Here is a 15,542-nt window from a genome sequence, read left to right as displayed (position 1 = left end):
CTCAACGTGCGCGCACGCTACCGGTGTGCAAGTCGGCCCAGATATGGCCATTGGCATAGGTCAAAAACTGGCAATAGACCGTGTCGTTGCGCAACAAATCAATCACGACGCGGTATTGGGACAGCGGATACGAAAGGCTCAAAGTCCGCGTTTTACTGTCAAACACGGGCTTTTTCAGGCTTTTACTTTCGCCATCAAACGAAATCAGCACCTGGCGCACCGTAGCACCTTGGCTCATGGGCTTGCCTTTCAAGCGCACCAATAAAGGCGAGGTCACCGGGATCGGTTGCTGATTGGATTGACGCTGGCTCCCCACCACCACCGAATAGGATGTCACCAGCATCAATTGCTGTTGCTCGGGCACCTCGCTGCGCACTTGCAGATCATCCGCAGGCAGAAACTGCCCATGCAGCAGCGGTGTAGCAACAGGGGCTGCCGCCAAAGGCAAGCTGGCCAGCAGCAGGCTCAACGCAGCACTACGAATCAGAAGGCTCATGTCGGGTTCCAAAAAGCGGGGTGCCGCACTCTAGCACGGTGCCAGAACGCCCCGCAGCCCAGGCATGACATCCCCACTAGCCTCATTCACTACAAATGGCTTAGCGCCGGACCGGACGCTTTTGCAATTTGCGCTGCAGGGTACGACGGTGCATGCCCAAGGCACGGGCAGTGGCCGAGATATTGCCTTCATGCTCACCCAGCACACGCTGGATATGCTCCCACTGCAAGCGGTCAACCGACATCGGGTTATCCGGCACCAGGGTTTCAAGGTCGGCATGCTGGGACAGCAAGGCGGCGAGCACGTCATCGGCATCCGCAGGCTTGCACAGGTAGTTGCAGGCGCCGCGCTTGATCGCCTCGACGGCGGTGGCGATGCTCGAATAACCGGTGAGGATCACCACTCGCATCTCGGGATCGAGCTCAAGCAGCTTGGGCAGCAGGACCAGGCCAGAATCACCGTCCATTTTCAGATCCAGCGCCGCATAATCGGGCAGATCCTGTTGAGCCAGAATCAGCCCTTCTTCGGCAGAACCCGCGGTGCTTACGCGAAAACCGCGACGGCTCATGGCACGCGCCATTACACGGGTAAAAGTGGCGTCGTCATCTACCAACAACAAATGCGGCAGCTCTTCGCCTTCGACCTGAATTTCTTCACTCATTTTCATTTCCTCGGGCGACACGTGGCAGGCGCAGCTCTGTGAGCGTTCCGCCATCCTCATGACTGTAGAGTTTTACCGAGCCGCCAGCGCGGGTCACGCTGGCCTTGCTCAAGAATAGGCCCAGACCGAAGCCTTTGCCCTTGGTGGTAAAAAAGGGTTTGCCGATTTGCTCGGCGATGGCCAACGGTACACCCGGACCGTGGTCACGAATACTGATGGTCAGATCAACTGCATCCCAGTCCAGGCAGACTTCCAGCCCTTCAGGGCAGGCATCGGCTGCATTGTTGAGCAAATTGAGCAATGCCTGGGTCAAGTCCGGAGGCGGCGCCAGGCGTGGAACAGGGCCGTGGCCCAGGCACTGAAAGCGGTAAGTGGCTTCAGGGCGCATCAAGTGCCAGCGATTCAAGGCTTCATCCAGCCACTGGGTGACGTCCTGGACCTCAATCGCCAACCGACGATTGGCCTCAGCGGCACGCACCAACTGCTGCAGGGTTTCCTTGCACAACTTGACCTGATCCTGGAGCACGCTCAGATCATCCTGCAGCTCAGGGTCCTGGTGATCGCGGCGCATCTCTTTAAGCAGCACACTCATGGTCGACAACGGCGTGCCCAACTCATGGGCCGCACCGGCCGCTTGCGTTGCCACCGCCAGCAATTGCTGGTCGCGCAGGCCTTCTTCACGACGCAGCGCACGCAGTTCTTCCTGACGGCGCAGCTCTTCACCCATCTTGGCTGCGAAAAACGTAATCACTGCCGCTGACAGGGCAAAACTCAGCCACATTCCGTAGATCTGCAGTTTTTCGCGGAAAAACGGCACGGTGTCTATGGGGTAAAACTGCATCAACAACAGGGTATAGAGCGCCAGCGCGATGCCGGTCAACACCAGCGAATAGCGCCAGGGCAACGTGACCGCGGCGATGGTCAGCGGCACCAGGTAATACGAAACAAAGGGATTGGCCGAGCCACCCGAGAAGTACAACAAGGCGCTGTGGATAAACAGGTCACAGGCCAGTTGCAGCGCATACTCAAGCTCAGTCACAGGCCAGGTTGTGCGCAACCGGATCGCGGTAAACGCGCACAACAGCATTGAAAACCCAAGGGTGATACTCAGCTGAAACCAGGGCAACGGCAGCAAGTTGAACAGGTAGGCAAAGCCAACCGAACCTGCTTGCGCGGCCAGTACCAACATGCGGATAAACGTAAGACGCCAGAGGTTCTGGCGAGTCGCGGACAATAACTGAACGGGGGCGAGCATGAGCTCTCCTGATGAGCGCTCCAGGCGGATCGCCGAGAGTATAACCAAGCGGGCGGCCCCACAGGCAAAAGTGCGGCAAAGAGCCACAGTGTTTTTTGTGAAAAAGCGGCTAATGGCCTGCATCTGGGCAAACTGTGTGGGAGCGGGCTTGCTCGCGATGGCTTCGATGCGGTCTGGCTGACAGACACTGGTGCCTGCTTCGCGAGCAAGCCCGCTCCCACAGTGGACAAAGAAGTAGCCGCCAAATGTATCGAAAATGTAATCGGGCGAACTGATGGCCGCTAATTAGAGTCATATAGCCATTATTGTCCTCATTCAAGGAGCTTCCATGTCCAACATTCAACGCACCGCGGCCCTTTTGACCCTGAGCATCGGTGCACTGGCCAGCCTGCCCGCTCTGGCCGAAGACATTCATTACAACCAGATTTCCCTACGCGCCGAAGCGAGCCAGGAAGTCCCCCGCGACTTGATGATCGTGACGCTGTACACCGAAGCGCAAAACACTGATGCCGCCAAGCTGGCCGCAGAAATCACCACCTCCATGAACAAGGCCATCGGCCAGGCCAAGTCCGTCAAGGAAGTGACCTTGCGTCAAGGCAACCGCAACAGCTACCCGATTTACGACAATAAAACCCAGAAGATCACCGGCTGGCGCGAGCGCGCCGAATTGCGCCTGGAAAGCACCGATTTCGCTGCATTGTCCAAGCTCACCGGTGATCTGATGCAAACCCTGAAAATGGGCAGCATGCAATTCACCGTCGCCAAAGCCACTCGTAAAACCAGCGAAGACGCGCTCCTCAAGGATGCCGTAGACGCGTTCAAGGCTCGCGCTCAAATGGCCACCGACGCACTGGGCGGCAAGGGTTACAAAATCGTCAACCTGAACCTCAACACCAATGGTTACCCGCAGCCTTACATGCGTAGCGAGATGATGATGAAAGCCGCAGCGCCTGCGATGGACTCTGCACCAACGCCAGAAGTCGAAGCCGGCACCAGCGAAGTCAGCATGAGCGCCGATGGCGTGATTGAAGTACAGATGCAATAAGCCTTAAACGTCCTACAAACCCCTGAAGCCTTGAGGCTTCAGGGGTTTTTTTATGCCCTTCGGAAAACACCTACAGACGGTCCTAATATTAAAAGGCATAGGCCTACAGACGCTGTCAGCACCGGCTTACATCTTTCCAAGGCGAGAGTCTAGATAAGTAACAACGCTGTACCAAAACAGTGCATGCGCAACGCTTAAGGCTCCAAAGCACGTAAGAAAATGAGTCTAAAAGCCGGACGCAAACGATCAAATGCGTCATAACTTATAGATAAGCGACATTCTTGTACGATCGTTCCACATTTTCAAACTTCAGCCGCCTACACATATTGCATTGGGTATGGGCTGTGCATAAGTATCGCCGGGTCGACTCACAAGGTCGCCCTCAAACCAAAAATGACAAAAATCATGAGGCCACCATGTTCAAACACGCGGTCATTCCGTTTTTAGTAGGCGCCAGCCTGCTGGCAAGCGCACCTTTCGCCCACGCAGCGACCAACCTGGTGTTCTGTTCTGAAGGCAGCCCAGCGGGTTTTGACCCGGGCCAGTACACCACCGGTACTGACTTCGATGCGTCGGCCGAAACCATGTTCAACCGCCTGAGCCAGTTTGAACGTGGCGGCACCAAGGTTGAGCCGGGCCTGGCAACCAGCTGGGATGTCTCGCCCGACAACCTGACGTGGACCTTCCATCTGCGTGATGGCGTCAAGTTCCACACCACGCCGTACTTCAAGCCAACCCGCGACTTCAATGCCGACGACGTGCTCTTCACCTTCAACCGCATGCTCGACATCAACCAGCCGTTCCGTAAGGCCTACCCCACCGAATTCCCTTATTTCACCGACATGGGCATGGATAAAAACATCGCCAAGGTGGAAAAGATCGATGACAAGACCGTTCGCTTCACTCTGAACACGGTCGATGCCGCGTTTATCCAGAACCTGGCCATGAGCTTCGCCTCCATCCAGTCGGCCGAGTACGCCGACAAACTGCTCAAGGAAGGCAAGCCTGCCGATATCAACCAGAAGCCGATCGGCACCGGACCGTTTGTATTCAAGAGCTACCAGAAAGACTCAAACATCCGTTACACCGGCAACAAGGACTACTGGAAGCCTGAAGACGTCAAGATCGACAACCTGATCTTCGCCATCACCACCGACCCGTCGGTGCGCATCCAGAAGCTCAAGAAGAACGAGTGCCAGGTCACCCTCTTCCCGCGCCCGGCTGACCTCAAGGCCCTTGGCGAAGACCCGAACCTGAAGATGCCCCACCAGGCAGGCTTCAACCTGGGTTACATCGCCTACAACGTGATGGACAAGATCAAGGGCAGCAACGAACCCAACCCGATGGCCCAGCTCAAGGTCCGTCAGGCAATGGACATGTCGGTCAACAAGCAGCAAATCATCGACTCGGTGTATCAGGGCGCAGGCCAGCTGGCCGTTGGCGCCATGCCGCCGACCCAATGGTCCTATGACACCAGCATCAAGGACGCACCGTTCGACCCGGTAAAAGCCAAGGAACTGCTCAAGGAAGCAGGGATCAAGGAAGGCACCGAAATCACCCTGTGGGCCATGCCGGTTCAGCGCCCGTACAACCCCAATGCCAAGCTGATGGCTGAAATGCTCCAGTCGGACTGGAGCAAGATCGGCCTCAAGGCCAAGATCATGAGCTACGAATGGGGCGAGTACATCAAGCGCTCCAAGGGCGGTGAGAACGGCGCGATGCTGATTGGCTGGAGCGGCGACAACGGTGACCCGGACAACTGGCTCGGCACCCTGTTCGGCTGCGACTCACTGGAAGGCAACAACTTCTCCAAGTGGTGTGACCCCGAGTTCGACAAGCTGGTGAAGGCCGCCAAGGCCACCACCGATGTTGCTGAGCGCACAAAACTGTATCAACAGGCGCAGCAGCGACTCAAAAGCCAGGTTCCGATGACACCCATCGCACACTCGACGGTGTATCAACCCATGCGCAAGAACGTAGAGGACTTCAAGATCAGCCCGTTTGGCCTGAACTCCTTCTACGGGGTCAGCGTCGGCAAATAAAAGGACCGGTGAATGCGGCTACAAGGCCGCATTCACTCATCTACCAGGACGGTGGAAATCACCTACAGCCTAAAGCCACTTCTGACTACATCAGAGGCTATAGGACGCCAAGACAATTCCTACAAGTTTGTCAGGCCTGACGCATTTACTGCTGTGGACCGACGCCATAACGTCGTCATCCAAACAGTCTATTGCGCCGGGTGCGGCATCGTAGCTGATGAAATCGACGCCCTGAACCGCACGCCTTTACCCAGGGCACGCGCTCAGGACTCAAAAACAAGAAAAGGATAGGGAACGCCATGCGCAACCCTCTGGTTTTATCTGTGTTACTCAGCGCCGGCGTACTTGCCGGCAGCCCGATCGCAAACGCTGCCAACAGCCTGGTGTTTTGCTCCGAAGGCAGCCCGGCCGGTTTTGATACCGCGCAGTACACCACAGCTACCGATAACGACGCGGCCGAACCCATTTACAACCGCCTCGCCGAATTCGAAAAAGGCGGCACCGCCGCAGGCCCGGCACTGGCAAAAAGCTGGGATGTGTCTGAAGACGGCCTGACCTGGACGTTCCACCTGCGCGACGATGTGAAGTTCCACACCACCAAATGGTTCACCCCGACCCGCAACTTCAACGCCGATGACGTGCTCTTCACCTTCAACCGCATGCTCAACCCCGACCACCCGTTCCGTAAGGCCTACCCGACCGAATTCCCGTATTTCACCGGGATGAGCCTGGACAAGAACATCGCCAGCGTCGAAAAAACCGACCCGCAGACCGTGGTCATGAAACTCAACTCGGTCGACGCCGCCTTTATTCAAAACCTGGCCATGAGCTTCGCCGCCATCCTGTCGGCCGAGTACGCCGATCAGTTGCTCAAGACCGGCAAGCCCAGCGATATCAACCAGAAACCCGTCGGCACCGGCCCATACGTGTTCCAGCGCTATCAAAAAGACTCCAACATCCGTTACGCCGCCAACAAGGACTACTGGGACCCAAGCCAGGTCAAGCTCGACAACCTGATCTTCTCAATCAGCGTCGACGCCTCGGCGCGCATGCAAAAGCTGCGTAAAAACGAGTGCCAGGTCTCGCTGAACCCGCGGCCTGCCGACGTTGCCGGCCTCAAGGCCGACCCGAAATTGCAGGTCATCGAAAAGCCAGGCTTCAACCTCGGCTATATCGCCTACAACGTGCAGCACAAACCGCTTGATCAGTTGCAGGTTCGCCAGGCGCTGGACATGGCCGTCAACAAGGACGAGATCCTCAAGGCCGTCTATCAGGGCGCTGGCCAGAAAGCGGTCAACGCCATGCCGCCAACGCAGTGGTCCTACGACGAGACCATCACCGACACCGCCTACAATCCCGAAAAAGCCAAAGAACTGCTCAAGGCAGCCGGGGTCAAGGACGGCACTGAAATCACCCTGTGGGCCATGCCCGTACAGCGCCCTTACAACCCGAACGCCAAGCTCATGGCCGAGATGCTTCAGTCGGACTGGGCCAAGATCGGGCTCAAGGTCAAGATCGTCAGCTATGAATGGGGCGAGTACATCAAGCGCACCAAAAACGGTGAGCATGACATCAGCCTGATTGGCTGGACTGGCGACAACGGTGACCCGGACAACTGGCTCGGCACGCTCTACAGCTGCGACGCGATTGGCGGTAACAACTACTCCATGTGGTGTAACAAGGAGTACGACACGCTGGTCAAGAACGCCAAGATCGTGACCGACCGCGATCAACGCACCGTGCTCTACAAACAGGCCCAGCAGTTGCTCAAGCAACAGGTGCCGATCACTCCCATTGCGCACTCCACGGTCAACCAGCCACTGAGTGCCAAGGTCGAAGGATTCACGGTCAGCCCCTTCGGGCGCAACGCCTTCTCGGGCGTCAGCCTCAACGACTAAACACACCAATAGAACAGTGCCACTGTGGGAGCGAGCCTGCTCGCGAAGTTTTCAAGAGCATCGCGAGCAGGCTCGCTCCCACACCAGAGTCCACAAACAACACCGTTGCATCAGCAGGTCACTTAACCGGTGGCCCGCTCTAGCTTCGCCAATCGTGTACCAAGCAAACGTTTGCAATGCTTTAAGACGTTTCACAACAGCCGAGTCAAAACAAATAAAGACCGGCAATAAAAAAGAAACCAAAGGAGCCCCAACCATGAAAGTCACCAGCAGCACGTTACTAGCCTTGTCCATCAGCAGCCTCGCCGCGATGGCCAATGCCGATGAGTTCATGCCTACCGAACTGAAGGCAACCAGCGCTCAAAGCGAAACCAAGGGTTTTGTCGAAGAGCAGACGCTGGGCGGCACTACCCGCAACTGGTACGCCAATGAACTCAAGCGTCGCGATGATCGCTTCAGCTACAACAACCACGGCACCCGTGAATCCACCCCGCGCCGGATCAACTGGGTACAGGGCACGATCCTCAACTACACCTCGGGCTTCACCGAAGGCACTGTCGGTTTCAGCACCCAGGTAGCGGCTTACAACGCCGTGGCACTGGACCGTGACGCCAAGGACATTGCCGGTCCCAACAACCGGACCCTGACCCACAGCGATGGCGATGCGGTCGGCCAGTGGAGCAAGCTGGGCCTGGCCAATCTCAGCGCCCGCATCTCCAACACCACGCTGACCGTAGGCCGACAGAACTTCAGCAGCCCGACCATCGATGTGATCGGTAACCGTGCACTGCCTTCAAGCTTTCAAGGGGTGGGCTTGCACAGCGAAGAGTTCAACAACTTGTCCTTCGATGCAGGCTCCTTTGACCGCGTATCCCCACGTACAGAAGCAAGCCTGAGCAAGTTCCGCAGCGAGTACGGCGCCACCGGCGTCGAAACCGATCGCGCCAGCGTTGCAGGCCTCAACTACCAGCCGTTTAAAAGCCTGAAAACCACGCTTTACGCGACCCACGTTGAAGACTTCTGGAACCAGTACTACTTCGGTGCAGTGCACGACATGGGCGACAACGCCACGCTCGGCCTGAACACCAACTTCAACTACTACAAGACCCTCGACACCGGCAGCAAGGCCCTGGGCAACATCAACAACGACACCTTCAGCCTGGCCTTCGGCCTGAGTCATCTGGCTCATACCGTGACACTGTCGTATCAGCAAGTCAGCGGCGACGAATACTTCGATTACCTGCACGAAACCAACGGTATCTACCTGGCCAACTCCCTGCTCTCGGACTTCAACGGCCCGAACGAAAAGTCGCTGCAACTGGCCTACAGCATCAACATGGCGCAGTACGGTATTCCGGGCCTGAAGTTCAACGCTTACCACGCTCGTGGCTGGGACATTGACGGTACCAATTACAAAGGCACCGCTTACGACGTGAAGAACATGGACGGCGAAGATCACTCCGAATACAGCATTGGCACGTCGTATGCAGTTCAGAGCGGCCCACTGAAAGCCACCGCGATTCGCGCCACTTACACCACGCACCGTGCCAGCAAAAACCAGTCTGACGGCAACATCAACGAGTTCCGCCTGGTGACCACCATTCCATTCAACATTCTGTAACGCCCATAACACACCCAAAGATCGCGGCTGATTCGACGAATCAGCCGTAGTCGTTACGCAGGCTTACCCCATTCTGGAGAGGGTTGATATGAAAAGACTTCCACTACGCACCGCCCTGGCCGTGGCGCTGCTGAGCACAACGGTCAGTGTGTGCGCCAAGAACCTGGTGGTCTGCACTGAAGCCAGCCCTGAAGGGTTCGACATCGCCCAATTCACCACTGCCGTCACCGCCGATGCATCGGCTGAAACCATACTCAACCGCCTGGCCGACTTTGCACCCGGCACGACGGATGTGGAGCCAGCCCTGGCGGAACGCTGGGACATCAGCCCCGACGGGCTTGAATACACCTTTTACCTGCGCCCCGGCGTTAAGTTTCACACCACCGATTATTTCAAACCGACGCGAACCCTGAATGCCGACGATGTGGTCTGGAGTTTTCAGCGCCAGCTGGACCCGAATCACCCGTGGCACGCACTTTCGCTGGTCGGTTATCCCTACTTTGAAAGCATGGGCTTCAAAGACCTGCTCAAAAGCGTCGAGAAAATTGACGATCTGACGGTAAAAATCACCCTCAACCACCCTGAAGCGCCGTTCTTGCGTGACGTGGCGATGCCCTTCACGTCCATCTACTCCGCTGAGTACGCCGACCAGTTGCTCAAGTCAGGCAAAACAGCAGACCTGAACAACAAGCCCATCGGCACCGGCCCGTTTATCTTCGTGCGCTACAACAAAGATGCCCAGGTACGCTTCAAGGCCAATCCGGACTACTTCCGCGGCAAGCCACCGAGCGATGCGCTGATTTTCGCCATCACCACCGACAGCAACGTACGCCTGCAAAAACTCAAGGCCAACGAATGCCAGATCGCGCTGTACCCCAAACCCGATGACGTCAAAAACATCCGCAAAGACCCTAACCTCAAGGTCGATGAACTGGCGGCCCTCATGACCAGCTATATCGCCATCAACTCCAGCCACAAGTACCTGGGCGATGTACGCGTGCGCAAAGCCATCGACATGGCCTTCGACAAGCAGACGTACCTCAACACCGTGCACGGCGAAGGCAATGCGCTGATAGCGATCAACCCGTACCCGCCCACCATGCTTGGCTACAACACCCGCATCCAGAACCCGCCCCGGGACCTGGACAAGGCGCGGGCGCTGCTCAAGGAAGCCGGTGTGCCCGAGGGCACCGTGCTGACTCTGTTTACCCGTAACGGTGGCGGCCCGAGCAACCCCAACCCGATGCTGGGCGCGCAGTTGCTGCAGTCGGACCTGCAGAAGATCGGCCTAAAACTGGATATCCGGGTCATGGAATGGGGCGAAATGCTCAAGCGCGCCAAAAGTGGCGAGCATGATCTGGTCTCTACCGGATGGGGGGGCGATAACGGGGATCCGGATAACTTCCTGACCCCGCTGCTCAGCTGCGAGGCGGCCAAGAACGGCGAAAACTATGCACGCTGGTGCAACAAGGATTTCGAAGCCTTGATCACCCGGGCGCGCAGCATCACTGAACCCTCACAACGCGCAGAACTCTATCAACAGGCACAGCTGATTTTTAATCAGGATCAACCCTGGATAAACGTGACCCATCCTATGCTGTTTACTGCGATGCGCAAAAATGTCGAGGGCTATACGCTGAGTCCACTGACCAACAACAACTTCGCCACAACCCAGGTGAAGTAGAACAATAAAAAACCCGCCAGGGTTTACCTGAACCCTGGCGGACTTGCCTAACCGGCTGATAAGGAACACCACACGATGTTTAGTTTTATTGCCCGCCGAGTAGGGTTGTTGATACCCACCTTCTTCGGCATCACCTTGCTCACCTTTGCACTCATTCGCATGATCCCGGGTGACCCGGTCGAAGTCATGATGGGTGAGCGTCGGGTAGACCCTGAAATGCACGCTCAGGCCATGGAGCGCCTGGGTCTGAACAAGCCCCTTTATGAGCAGTACATCGACTACGTCACCAAGCTCGCCCATGGTGATCTTGGCGAGTCATTGCGCACCCGCGAAAGCGTGTGGACCGAGTTCGCCGCACTGTTCCCCGCCACTCTGGAGCTGGCCGCCGCTGCGTTACTGTTCGCCGGTATCCTTGGGTTGCTGGCCGGGGTTATCGCAGCACTCAAGCGAGGCTCATTGTTTGATCATGGGGTGATGGGTATCTCCCTGGCGGGTTATTCGATGCCGATCTTCTGGTGGGGCCTGATCCTGATCATGTTCTTCTCCGTAGGCCTGGGGTGGACGCCCGTGTCCGGACGTATCGATCTCTTGTACGACATAGAGCCCAAGACCGGCTTCATGCTGATCGACACCCTGCTCAGCGACCAGCCCGAAGCTTTCTGGGATGCACTGCACCACATGATTCTGCCGGCCATTGTGCTGGGCACCATCCCGCTGGCTGTAATCGCGCGGATGACCCGTTCATCGATGCTCGAAGTGCTGCGCGAAGACTACATCCGCACCGCCCGCGCCAAAGGCCTGTCCCCGGCTCGCGTGGTGTTCGTGCACGGCCTGCGCAACGCCCTGATCCCGGTACTGACCGTGGTCGGCCTGCAAGTCGGTACCCTGCTGGCCGGTGCCGTGCTGACCGAAACCATCTTCTCGTGGCCCGGTATCGGTAAATGGCTGATCGAAGCCATCGGTGCCCGGGACTATCCCGTGGTGCAAAACGGCATCCTGCTAATCGCCTGCCTGGTGATTCTGGTCAACTTCGTAGTGGACATCCTCTACGGCTTTGCCAACCCACGCATCCGTCACCAGCGCTGAGATCCTGACCATGAGCACTTCTCCAAGCACTACCGAACTGGATCAAAGCCTGCTTTATCCATCGCCTTACAAAGAATTCTGGCATGCCTTCTCCAGAAACAAGGGCGCCGTAGCGGGCCTGATCTTCATGAGCATCATCGTGTTCTGCGCGATCTTTGCGCCGTGGGTTGCCCCCCATAACCCGAGTGAGCAATACCGCGACTTCCTGCTGACCCCACCGGTCTGGCTTGAAGGCGGTCAGTGGCAGTTTCTGCTCGGGACCGACGAACTGGGCCGTGACCTGCTGTCACGTTTGATTGAAGGTTCGCGCCTGTCGCTGCTGATCGGTTTGTCGTCCGTGGTGATCTCCCTGATCCCGGGCGTGATCCTGGGTCTGTTTGCCGGATTTTTCCCGCGCATCCTCGGCCCTGGCATCATGCGGTTGATGGACATCATGCTGGCCCTGCCGTCCTTGCTGCTGGCCGTGGCGATTGTTGCCATCCTCGGCCCTGGCCTGATCAACACCGTCATCGCCATTGCCGTGGTTTCGTTACCCTCTTATGTGCGACTGACCCGTGCCGCCGTCATGGGCGAACTGAACCGCGACTACGTGACCGCTGCCCGCCTGGCCGGCGCCAGCTTGCCACGCCTGATGTTCATCACCGTGCTGCCCAACTGCATGGCACCGTTGATCGTTCAGGCCACCTTGAGCTTCTCCTCGGCGATTCTCGATGCTGCGGCATTGGGTTTCCTGGGCCTTGGCGTACAACCGCCAACCCCTGAGTGGGGCACCATGCTGGCATCAGCCCGTGACTACATCGAACGTGCGTGGTGGGTCGTAAGCCTGCCCGGCTTGACCATTTTGCTCAGCGTGCTGGCAATCAACCTGATGGGCGACGGTCTGCGCGATGCGCTGGACCCGAAACTCAAGAACGCCGCCTGAGGAGATTCCCATGTCACTGTTAGAAATCAAGAATCTCAACGTCCGCTTTGGCGACTCAACGGCCGTGCCGGTGGTTGATGGCCTGAGTCTGTCTGTGGATAAAGGCGAAGTTCTGGCCATTGTTGGCGAATCGGGTTCCGGCAAATCGGTCACCATGATGGCGCTGATGGGCCTGATCGAGCACCCCGGCATCGTGACCGCCGACGCGCTGAACTTCGACGGCAAGAACATGCTTACCCTCAGCGCCCGTCAACGCCGGCAAATCGTCGGTAAAGACATGGCAATGGTCTTTCAAGACCCGATGACCGCGCTGAACCCCAGCTACACCGTGGGTTTCCAGATTGAAGAGGTGCTGCGCCTGCACCTGAAGATGTCGAAAAAAGAAGCCCGCAAACGGGCCATCGAGCTGCTGGAAAAAGTCGAAATCCCTGGCGCCGCCAGCCGCATGGACGCTTACCCGCACCAGTTGTCGGGCGGCATGAGCCAACGCGTGGCCATTGCCATGGCCATTGCAGGCGAACCCAAACTGCTGATCGCTGACGAACCGACCACCGCGCTTGACGTGACCATCCAGGCCCAGATCATGGAGTTGCTGCTCAACCTGCAGCGCGAGCAAAACATGGGCCTGGTACTGATCACTCACGACCTGGCCGTGGTCGCCGAAACCGCCCAGCGAGTGTGCGTGATGTACGCCGGCCAAGCGGTTGAAGTCGGCAACGTGCCGGGGCTGTTTGACGTACCGGCGCACCCGTACAGCGAAGCCCTGCTGGCCGCGATCCCGGAACACAGCATGGGCGCCGCACGCCTGGCCACCTTGCCCGGCATCGTGCCGGGGCGTTACGACCGGCCTCAAGGCTGCCTGTTGTCGCCGCGCTGCCCCTACGTACAAGAACAATGCCGTCAACAACGTCCTGTGCTGGAGCAAAAGGCTCACAGCCAGGTGCGCTGCTTCTTCCCCTTGAATCAGGAGGTGGCGTAATGACTGTTGTTCTTACCGCCCGCGACCTAACCCGTCACTACGAAGTATCCCGCGGCCTGTTCAAAGGCCATGCACTGGTGCGCGCACTCAACGGTGTGTCGTTTGAACTTGAAGCCGGCAAAACCCTGGCCGTAGTGGGTGAATCTGGCTGTGGCAAGTCCACCCTGGCCCGCGCCCTGACCCTGATCGAAGAGCCATCCTCCGGTTCATTGAAAATTGCCGGTCAAGAAGTCACGGGGGCCAACAAGGCCGAGCGCAAGCAACTGCGCAAAGACGTGCAGATGGTGTTCCAGAGCCCATACGCCTCGCTCAACCCTCGGCAAAAAGTGGGTGATCAACTGGCTGAGCCGCTGCTGATCAACACCAACCTGAGCGCCAGCGAACGTCGCGAAAAAGTGCAGGCCATGATGAAGCAGGTCGGTTTGCGCCCTGAGCATTACCATCGCTATCCGCACATGTTCTCGGGTGGTCAGCGCCAGCGGATTGCCCTGGCACGGGCCATGATGCTGCAACCCAAAGTGCTGGTGGCGGACGAACCGACGTCTGCGCTGGACGTATCGATCCAGGCGCAAGTGCTCAACCTGTTCATGGACCTGCAGCAGGAATTCAACACTGCATATGTGTTCATCTCGCACAACCTGGCAGTGGTGCGGCATGTGGCGGACACGGTATTGGTGATGTACCTGGGTCGCCCGGTAGAAATGGGTCCCAAGGAAGAGATCTATACCCGCCCGTTGCACCCCTACACCCAGGCATTGCTTTCGGCGACCCCGACCATCCACCCGGATCCGGACAAGCCGAAGATCAAGATTGTTGGCGAACTGCCCAACCCGCTGAATCCGCCATCAGGCTGTGCTTTCCACAAGCGCTGCCCGTACGCGACCCAGGTGTGCAGCACTGACGAACCGGCCTTGCGCCTGCTCGACAACCGCCAGGTCGCCTGCCACCACGCGGAGCAGTTTCTAACTGACTGACGCTTATGTGGGAGCGGGCTTGCTCGCTCCCACCGTTCAAAAAACTACGTCTGGCTATCGCCTTCATCGCCCTCTTCACCGTCATCGCCGTTATCACCGCTGCTACCGCCATCCGCGCCGCCGTCACCATCGGTCTGGTCGTCATCCCCCGAACTGCCGCCCTGCCCCTGATCACCCGGCTCCGAGTCCGATTTGTAGAGCGCATGAATCGTCGGCCCCGGCACGCCTGTTGCCGAAAATCCTGCCCCGGCACTGCTCAGCGGATTGCTCGCCCATGCCGCAGAAGCACTCACCGCCAGCAACACCAGCACTTTGAGCAACAATACAATGCGTTGAAAAAGCTTCATGGCGATTTCCATCCTGTTGTGGGAAAAACACCCTTTAAACCTAGTTCGCCCCCTTCAGCTTTTCCAGAAACACACAGGTTGCGATATACCCATTCGGAGTTACGCAGCCGCGTTTATCGATACTTTGTGGCGGGGCTTCTCCCCCTTGTAGCCGTGTATTCACTACCTGGGAAGTGAGCGTTAGGTCATCAAATCAAGTTAATCCTCAAGGATGTTTAGCCAATAAAAAGCTCAGCCATTCAAGAATACTGAATGGCTGAGCCTGATAAAGAGCAATTAAGCAGATTTGAAGCCGGGCTTACCGTTGGCGGCTCGCCACTCTTTAACTTCTTTCACAATACCTTCTGGACTATCTTCCCTATTATCTCTTGGGTAAAAAATCAGATCTGATCCATCAGGATGCTCTGTCAAACGCTCAAATTCTAAAACCATTTTCACGTCTTCATCCTCTGTCCGCAAACTGCTATCGCACAGCGATACAACATAGTCCAAAAACTCTTTTTCAGTGTAGTCCGAAATTTGTTTTTTCATT

The 15,542-nt window shown here is 57.4% G+C and carries 14 protein-coding genes; 9 read left to right on the top strand and 5 right to left on the bottom strand.

Going from position 1 to position 15,542, the window contains the following annotated elements; all coding sequences use genetic code 11:
• Position 1 precedes the first annotated feature (1 nt).
• The 3 genes from RGV06_RS18345 to RGV06_RS18335 form a co-directional block, all read right to left on the bottom strand.
• Positions 2 to 496: a hypothetical protein gene (locus RGV06_RS18345; protein ID WP_046809753.1), complete on the bottom strand. Its 495-nt coding sequence runs from the start codon at positions 494 to 496 to the stop codon at positions 2 to 4.
• 100 nt (positions 497 to 596) lie between these two features.
• Entirely contained in the window at positions 597 to 1,157 is a 561-nt protein-coding gene (locus RGV06_RS18340) for a response regulator transcription factor (RefSeq protein WP_019823883.1), read from the bottom strand.
• Complete coding sequence (locus RGV06_RS18335) at positions 1,150 to 2,412, bottom strand: ATP-binding protein (protein WP_019823884.1); 1,263 nt, start codon at positions 2,410 to 2,412, stop codon at positions 1,150 to 1,152. The genes RGV06_RS18340 and RGV06_RS18335 overlap by 8 nt, the downstream gene beginning before the upstream one ends.
• Positions 2,413 to 2,740: 328 nt before the next feature.
• On the opposite strand from RGV06_RS18335, the gene RGV06_RS18330 reads away from it, so the two are divergent.
• The 9 genes from RGV06_RS18330 to RGV06_RS18290 all read left to right on the top strand — a co-directional run bounded on the left by RGV06_RS18330 (position 2,741) and on the right by RGV06_RS18290 (position 14,663).
• Positions 2,741 to 3,457, top strand: a complete 717-nt coding sequence (locus tag RGV06_RS18330) for an SIMPL domain-containing protein (RefSeq protein ID WP_019823885.1) — start codon at positions 2,741 to 2,743, stop codon at positions 3,455 to 3,457.
• Between the two features lie 416 nt (positions 3,458 to 3,873).
• A complete protein-coding gene (locus RGV06_RS18325) occupies positions 3,874 to 5,499 on the top strand; it encodes an ABC transporter substrate-binding protein (RefSeq protein ID WP_048351165.1) in 1,626 nt (541 codons plus the stop codon).
• Between the two features lie 299 nt (positions 5,500 to 5,798).
• Positions 5,799 to 7,397: an ABC transporter substrate-binding protein gene (locus tag RGV06_RS18320; RefSeq protein ID WP_019823888.1), complete on the top strand. Its 1,599-nt coding sequence runs from the start codon at positions 5,799 to 5,801 to the stop codon at positions 7,395 to 7,397.
• Positions 7,398 to 7,653: 256 nt separating this feature from the next.
• Positions 7,654 to 9,018 carry an OprD family porin gene (locus RGV06_RS18315; RefSeq protein ID WP_046809755.1) on the top strand — a complete coding sequence of 455 codons (1,365 nt, stop codon included), beginning with the start codon at positions 7,654 to 7,656 and terminating at the stop codon, positions 9,016 to 9,018.
• Between the two features lie 88 nt (positions 9,019 to 9,106).
• A complete protein-coding gene (locus RGV06_RS18310; RefSeq protein WP_198822908.1) occupies positions 9,107 to 10,702 on the top strand; it encodes an ABC transporter substrate-binding protein in 1,596 nt (531 codons plus the stop codon).
• 75 nt (positions 10,703 to 10,777) lie between these two features.
• On the top strand, positions 10,778 to 11,788 hold the full coding sequence (locus tag RGV06_RS18305; RefSeq protein WP_322150785.1) for an ABC transporter permease subunit: 1,011 nt from the start codon (positions 10,778 to 10,780) through the stop codon (positions 11,786 to 11,788).
• Between the two features lie 10 nt (positions 11,789 to 11,798).
• Complete coding sequence (locus RGV06_RS18300) at positions 11,799 to 12,710, top strand: ABC transporter permease subunit (RefSeq protein WP_019823896.1); 912 nt, start codon at positions 11,799 to 11,801, stop codon at positions 12,708 to 12,710.
• Positions 12,711 to 12,720: 10 nt separating this feature from the next.
• Positions 12,721 to 13,689: an ABC transporter ATP-binding protein gene (locus RGV06_RS18295; RefSeq protein WP_019823898.1), complete on the top strand. Its 969-nt coding sequence runs from the start codon at positions 12,721 to 12,723 to the stop codon at positions 13,687 to 13,689.
• A complete protein-coding gene (locus RGV06_RS18290) occupies positions 13,689 to 14,663 on the top strand; it encodes a peptide ABC transporter ATP-binding protein (RefSeq protein WP_019823900.1) in 975 nt (324 codons plus the stop codon). Before RGV06_RS18295 ends, RGV06_RS18290 begins: the two co-directional genes overlap by 1 nt.
• 44 nt (positions 14,664 to 14,707) lie before the next feature.
• On the opposite strand, the gene RGV06_RS18285 is transcribed toward RGV06_RS18290, so the two are convergent.
• Complete coding sequence (locus tag RGV06_RS18285) at positions 14,708 to 15,010, bottom strand: hypothetical protein (RefSeq protein ID WP_019823901.1); 303 nt, start codon at positions 15,008 to 15,010, stop codon at positions 14,708 to 14,710.
• A 276-nt stretch (positions 15,011 to 15,286) separates the two neighbouring features.
• Positions 15,287 to 15,541 (bottom strand): bacteriocin immunity protein, encoded by a 255-nt coding sequence (locus RGV06_RS18280; RefSeq protein WP_322150782.1) that lies wholly within the window; start codon positions 15,539 to 15,541, stop codon positions 15,287 to 15,289.
• Between the last annotated feature and the right edge of the window lies 1 nt (position 15,542).

This window comes from Pseudomonas sp. CCI3.1, assembly GCF_034313985.1.
Taxonomy (GTDB): Bacteria; Pseudomonadota; Gammaproteobacteria; order Pseudomonadales; family Pseudomonadaceae; genus Aquipseudomonas; species Aquipseudomonas psychrophila.
The sequence above is the reverse complement of the archived record's forward strand: the minus strand, read 5'-3'. Positions and strand labels throughout refer to the sequence as shown.

Excerpts from the sequence above, each read along its gene's own strand:
- RGV06_RS18345 (WP_046809753.1), bottom strand. The coding sequence starts at position 496 with ATGAGCCTTCTGATTCGTAGTGCTGCGTTGAGCCTGCTGCTGGCCAGC.
- RGV06_RS18340 (WP_019823883.1), bottom strand. The coding sequence starts at position 1,157 with ATGAGTGAAGAAATTCAGGTCGAAGGCGAAGAGCTGCCGCATTTGTTG.
- RGV06_RS18335 (WP_019823884.1), bottom strand. The coding sequence starts at position 2,412 with ATGCTCGCCCCCGTTCAGTTATTGTCCGCGACTCGCCAGAACCTCTGG.
- RGV06_RS18330 (WP_019823885.1), top strand. The coding sequence starts at position 2,741 with ATGTCCAACATTCAACGCACCGCGGCCCTTTTGACCCTGAGCATCGGT.
- RGV06_RS18325 (WP_048351165.1), top strand. The coding sequence starts at position 3,874 with ATGTTCAAACACGCGGTCATTCCGTTTTTAGTAGGCGCCAGCCTGCTG.
- RGV06_RS18320 (WP_019823888.1), top strand. The coding sequence starts at position 5,799 with ATGCGCAACCCTCTGGTTTTATCTGTGTTACTCAGCGCCGGCGTACTT.
- RGV06_RS18315 (WP_046809755.1), top strand. The coding sequence starts at position 7,654 with ATGAAAGTCACCAGCAGCACGTTACTAGCCTTGTCCATCAGCAGCCTC.
- RGV06_RS18310 (WP_198822908.1), top strand. The coding sequence starts at position 9,107 with ATGAAAAGACTTCCACTACGCACCGCCCTGGCCGTGGCGCTGCTGAGC.
- RGV06_RS18305 (WP_322150785.1), top strand. The coding sequence starts at position 10,778 with ATGTTTAGTTTTATTGCCCGCCGAGTAGGGTTGTTGATACCCACCTTC.
- RGV06_RS18300 (WP_019823896.1), top strand. The coding sequence starts at position 11,799 with ATGAGCACTTCTCCAAGCACTACCGAACTGGATCAAAGCCTGCTTTAT.
- RGV06_RS18295 (WP_019823898.1), top strand. The coding sequence starts at position 12,721 with ATGTCACTGTTAGAAATCAAGAATCTCAACGTCCGCTTTGGCGACTCA.
- RGV06_RS18290 (WP_019823900.1), top strand. The coding sequence starts at position 13,689 with ATGACTGTTGTTCTTACCGCCCGCGACCTAACCCGTCACTACGAAGTA.
- RGV06_RS18285 (WP_019823901.1), bottom strand. The coding sequence starts at position 15,010 with ATGAAGCTTTTTCAACGCATTGTATTGTTGCTCAAAGTGCTGGTGTTG.
- RGV06_RS18280 (WP_322150782.1), bottom strand. The coding sequence starts at position 15,541 with ATGAAAAAACAAATTTCGGACTACACTGAAAAAGAGTTTTTGGACTAT.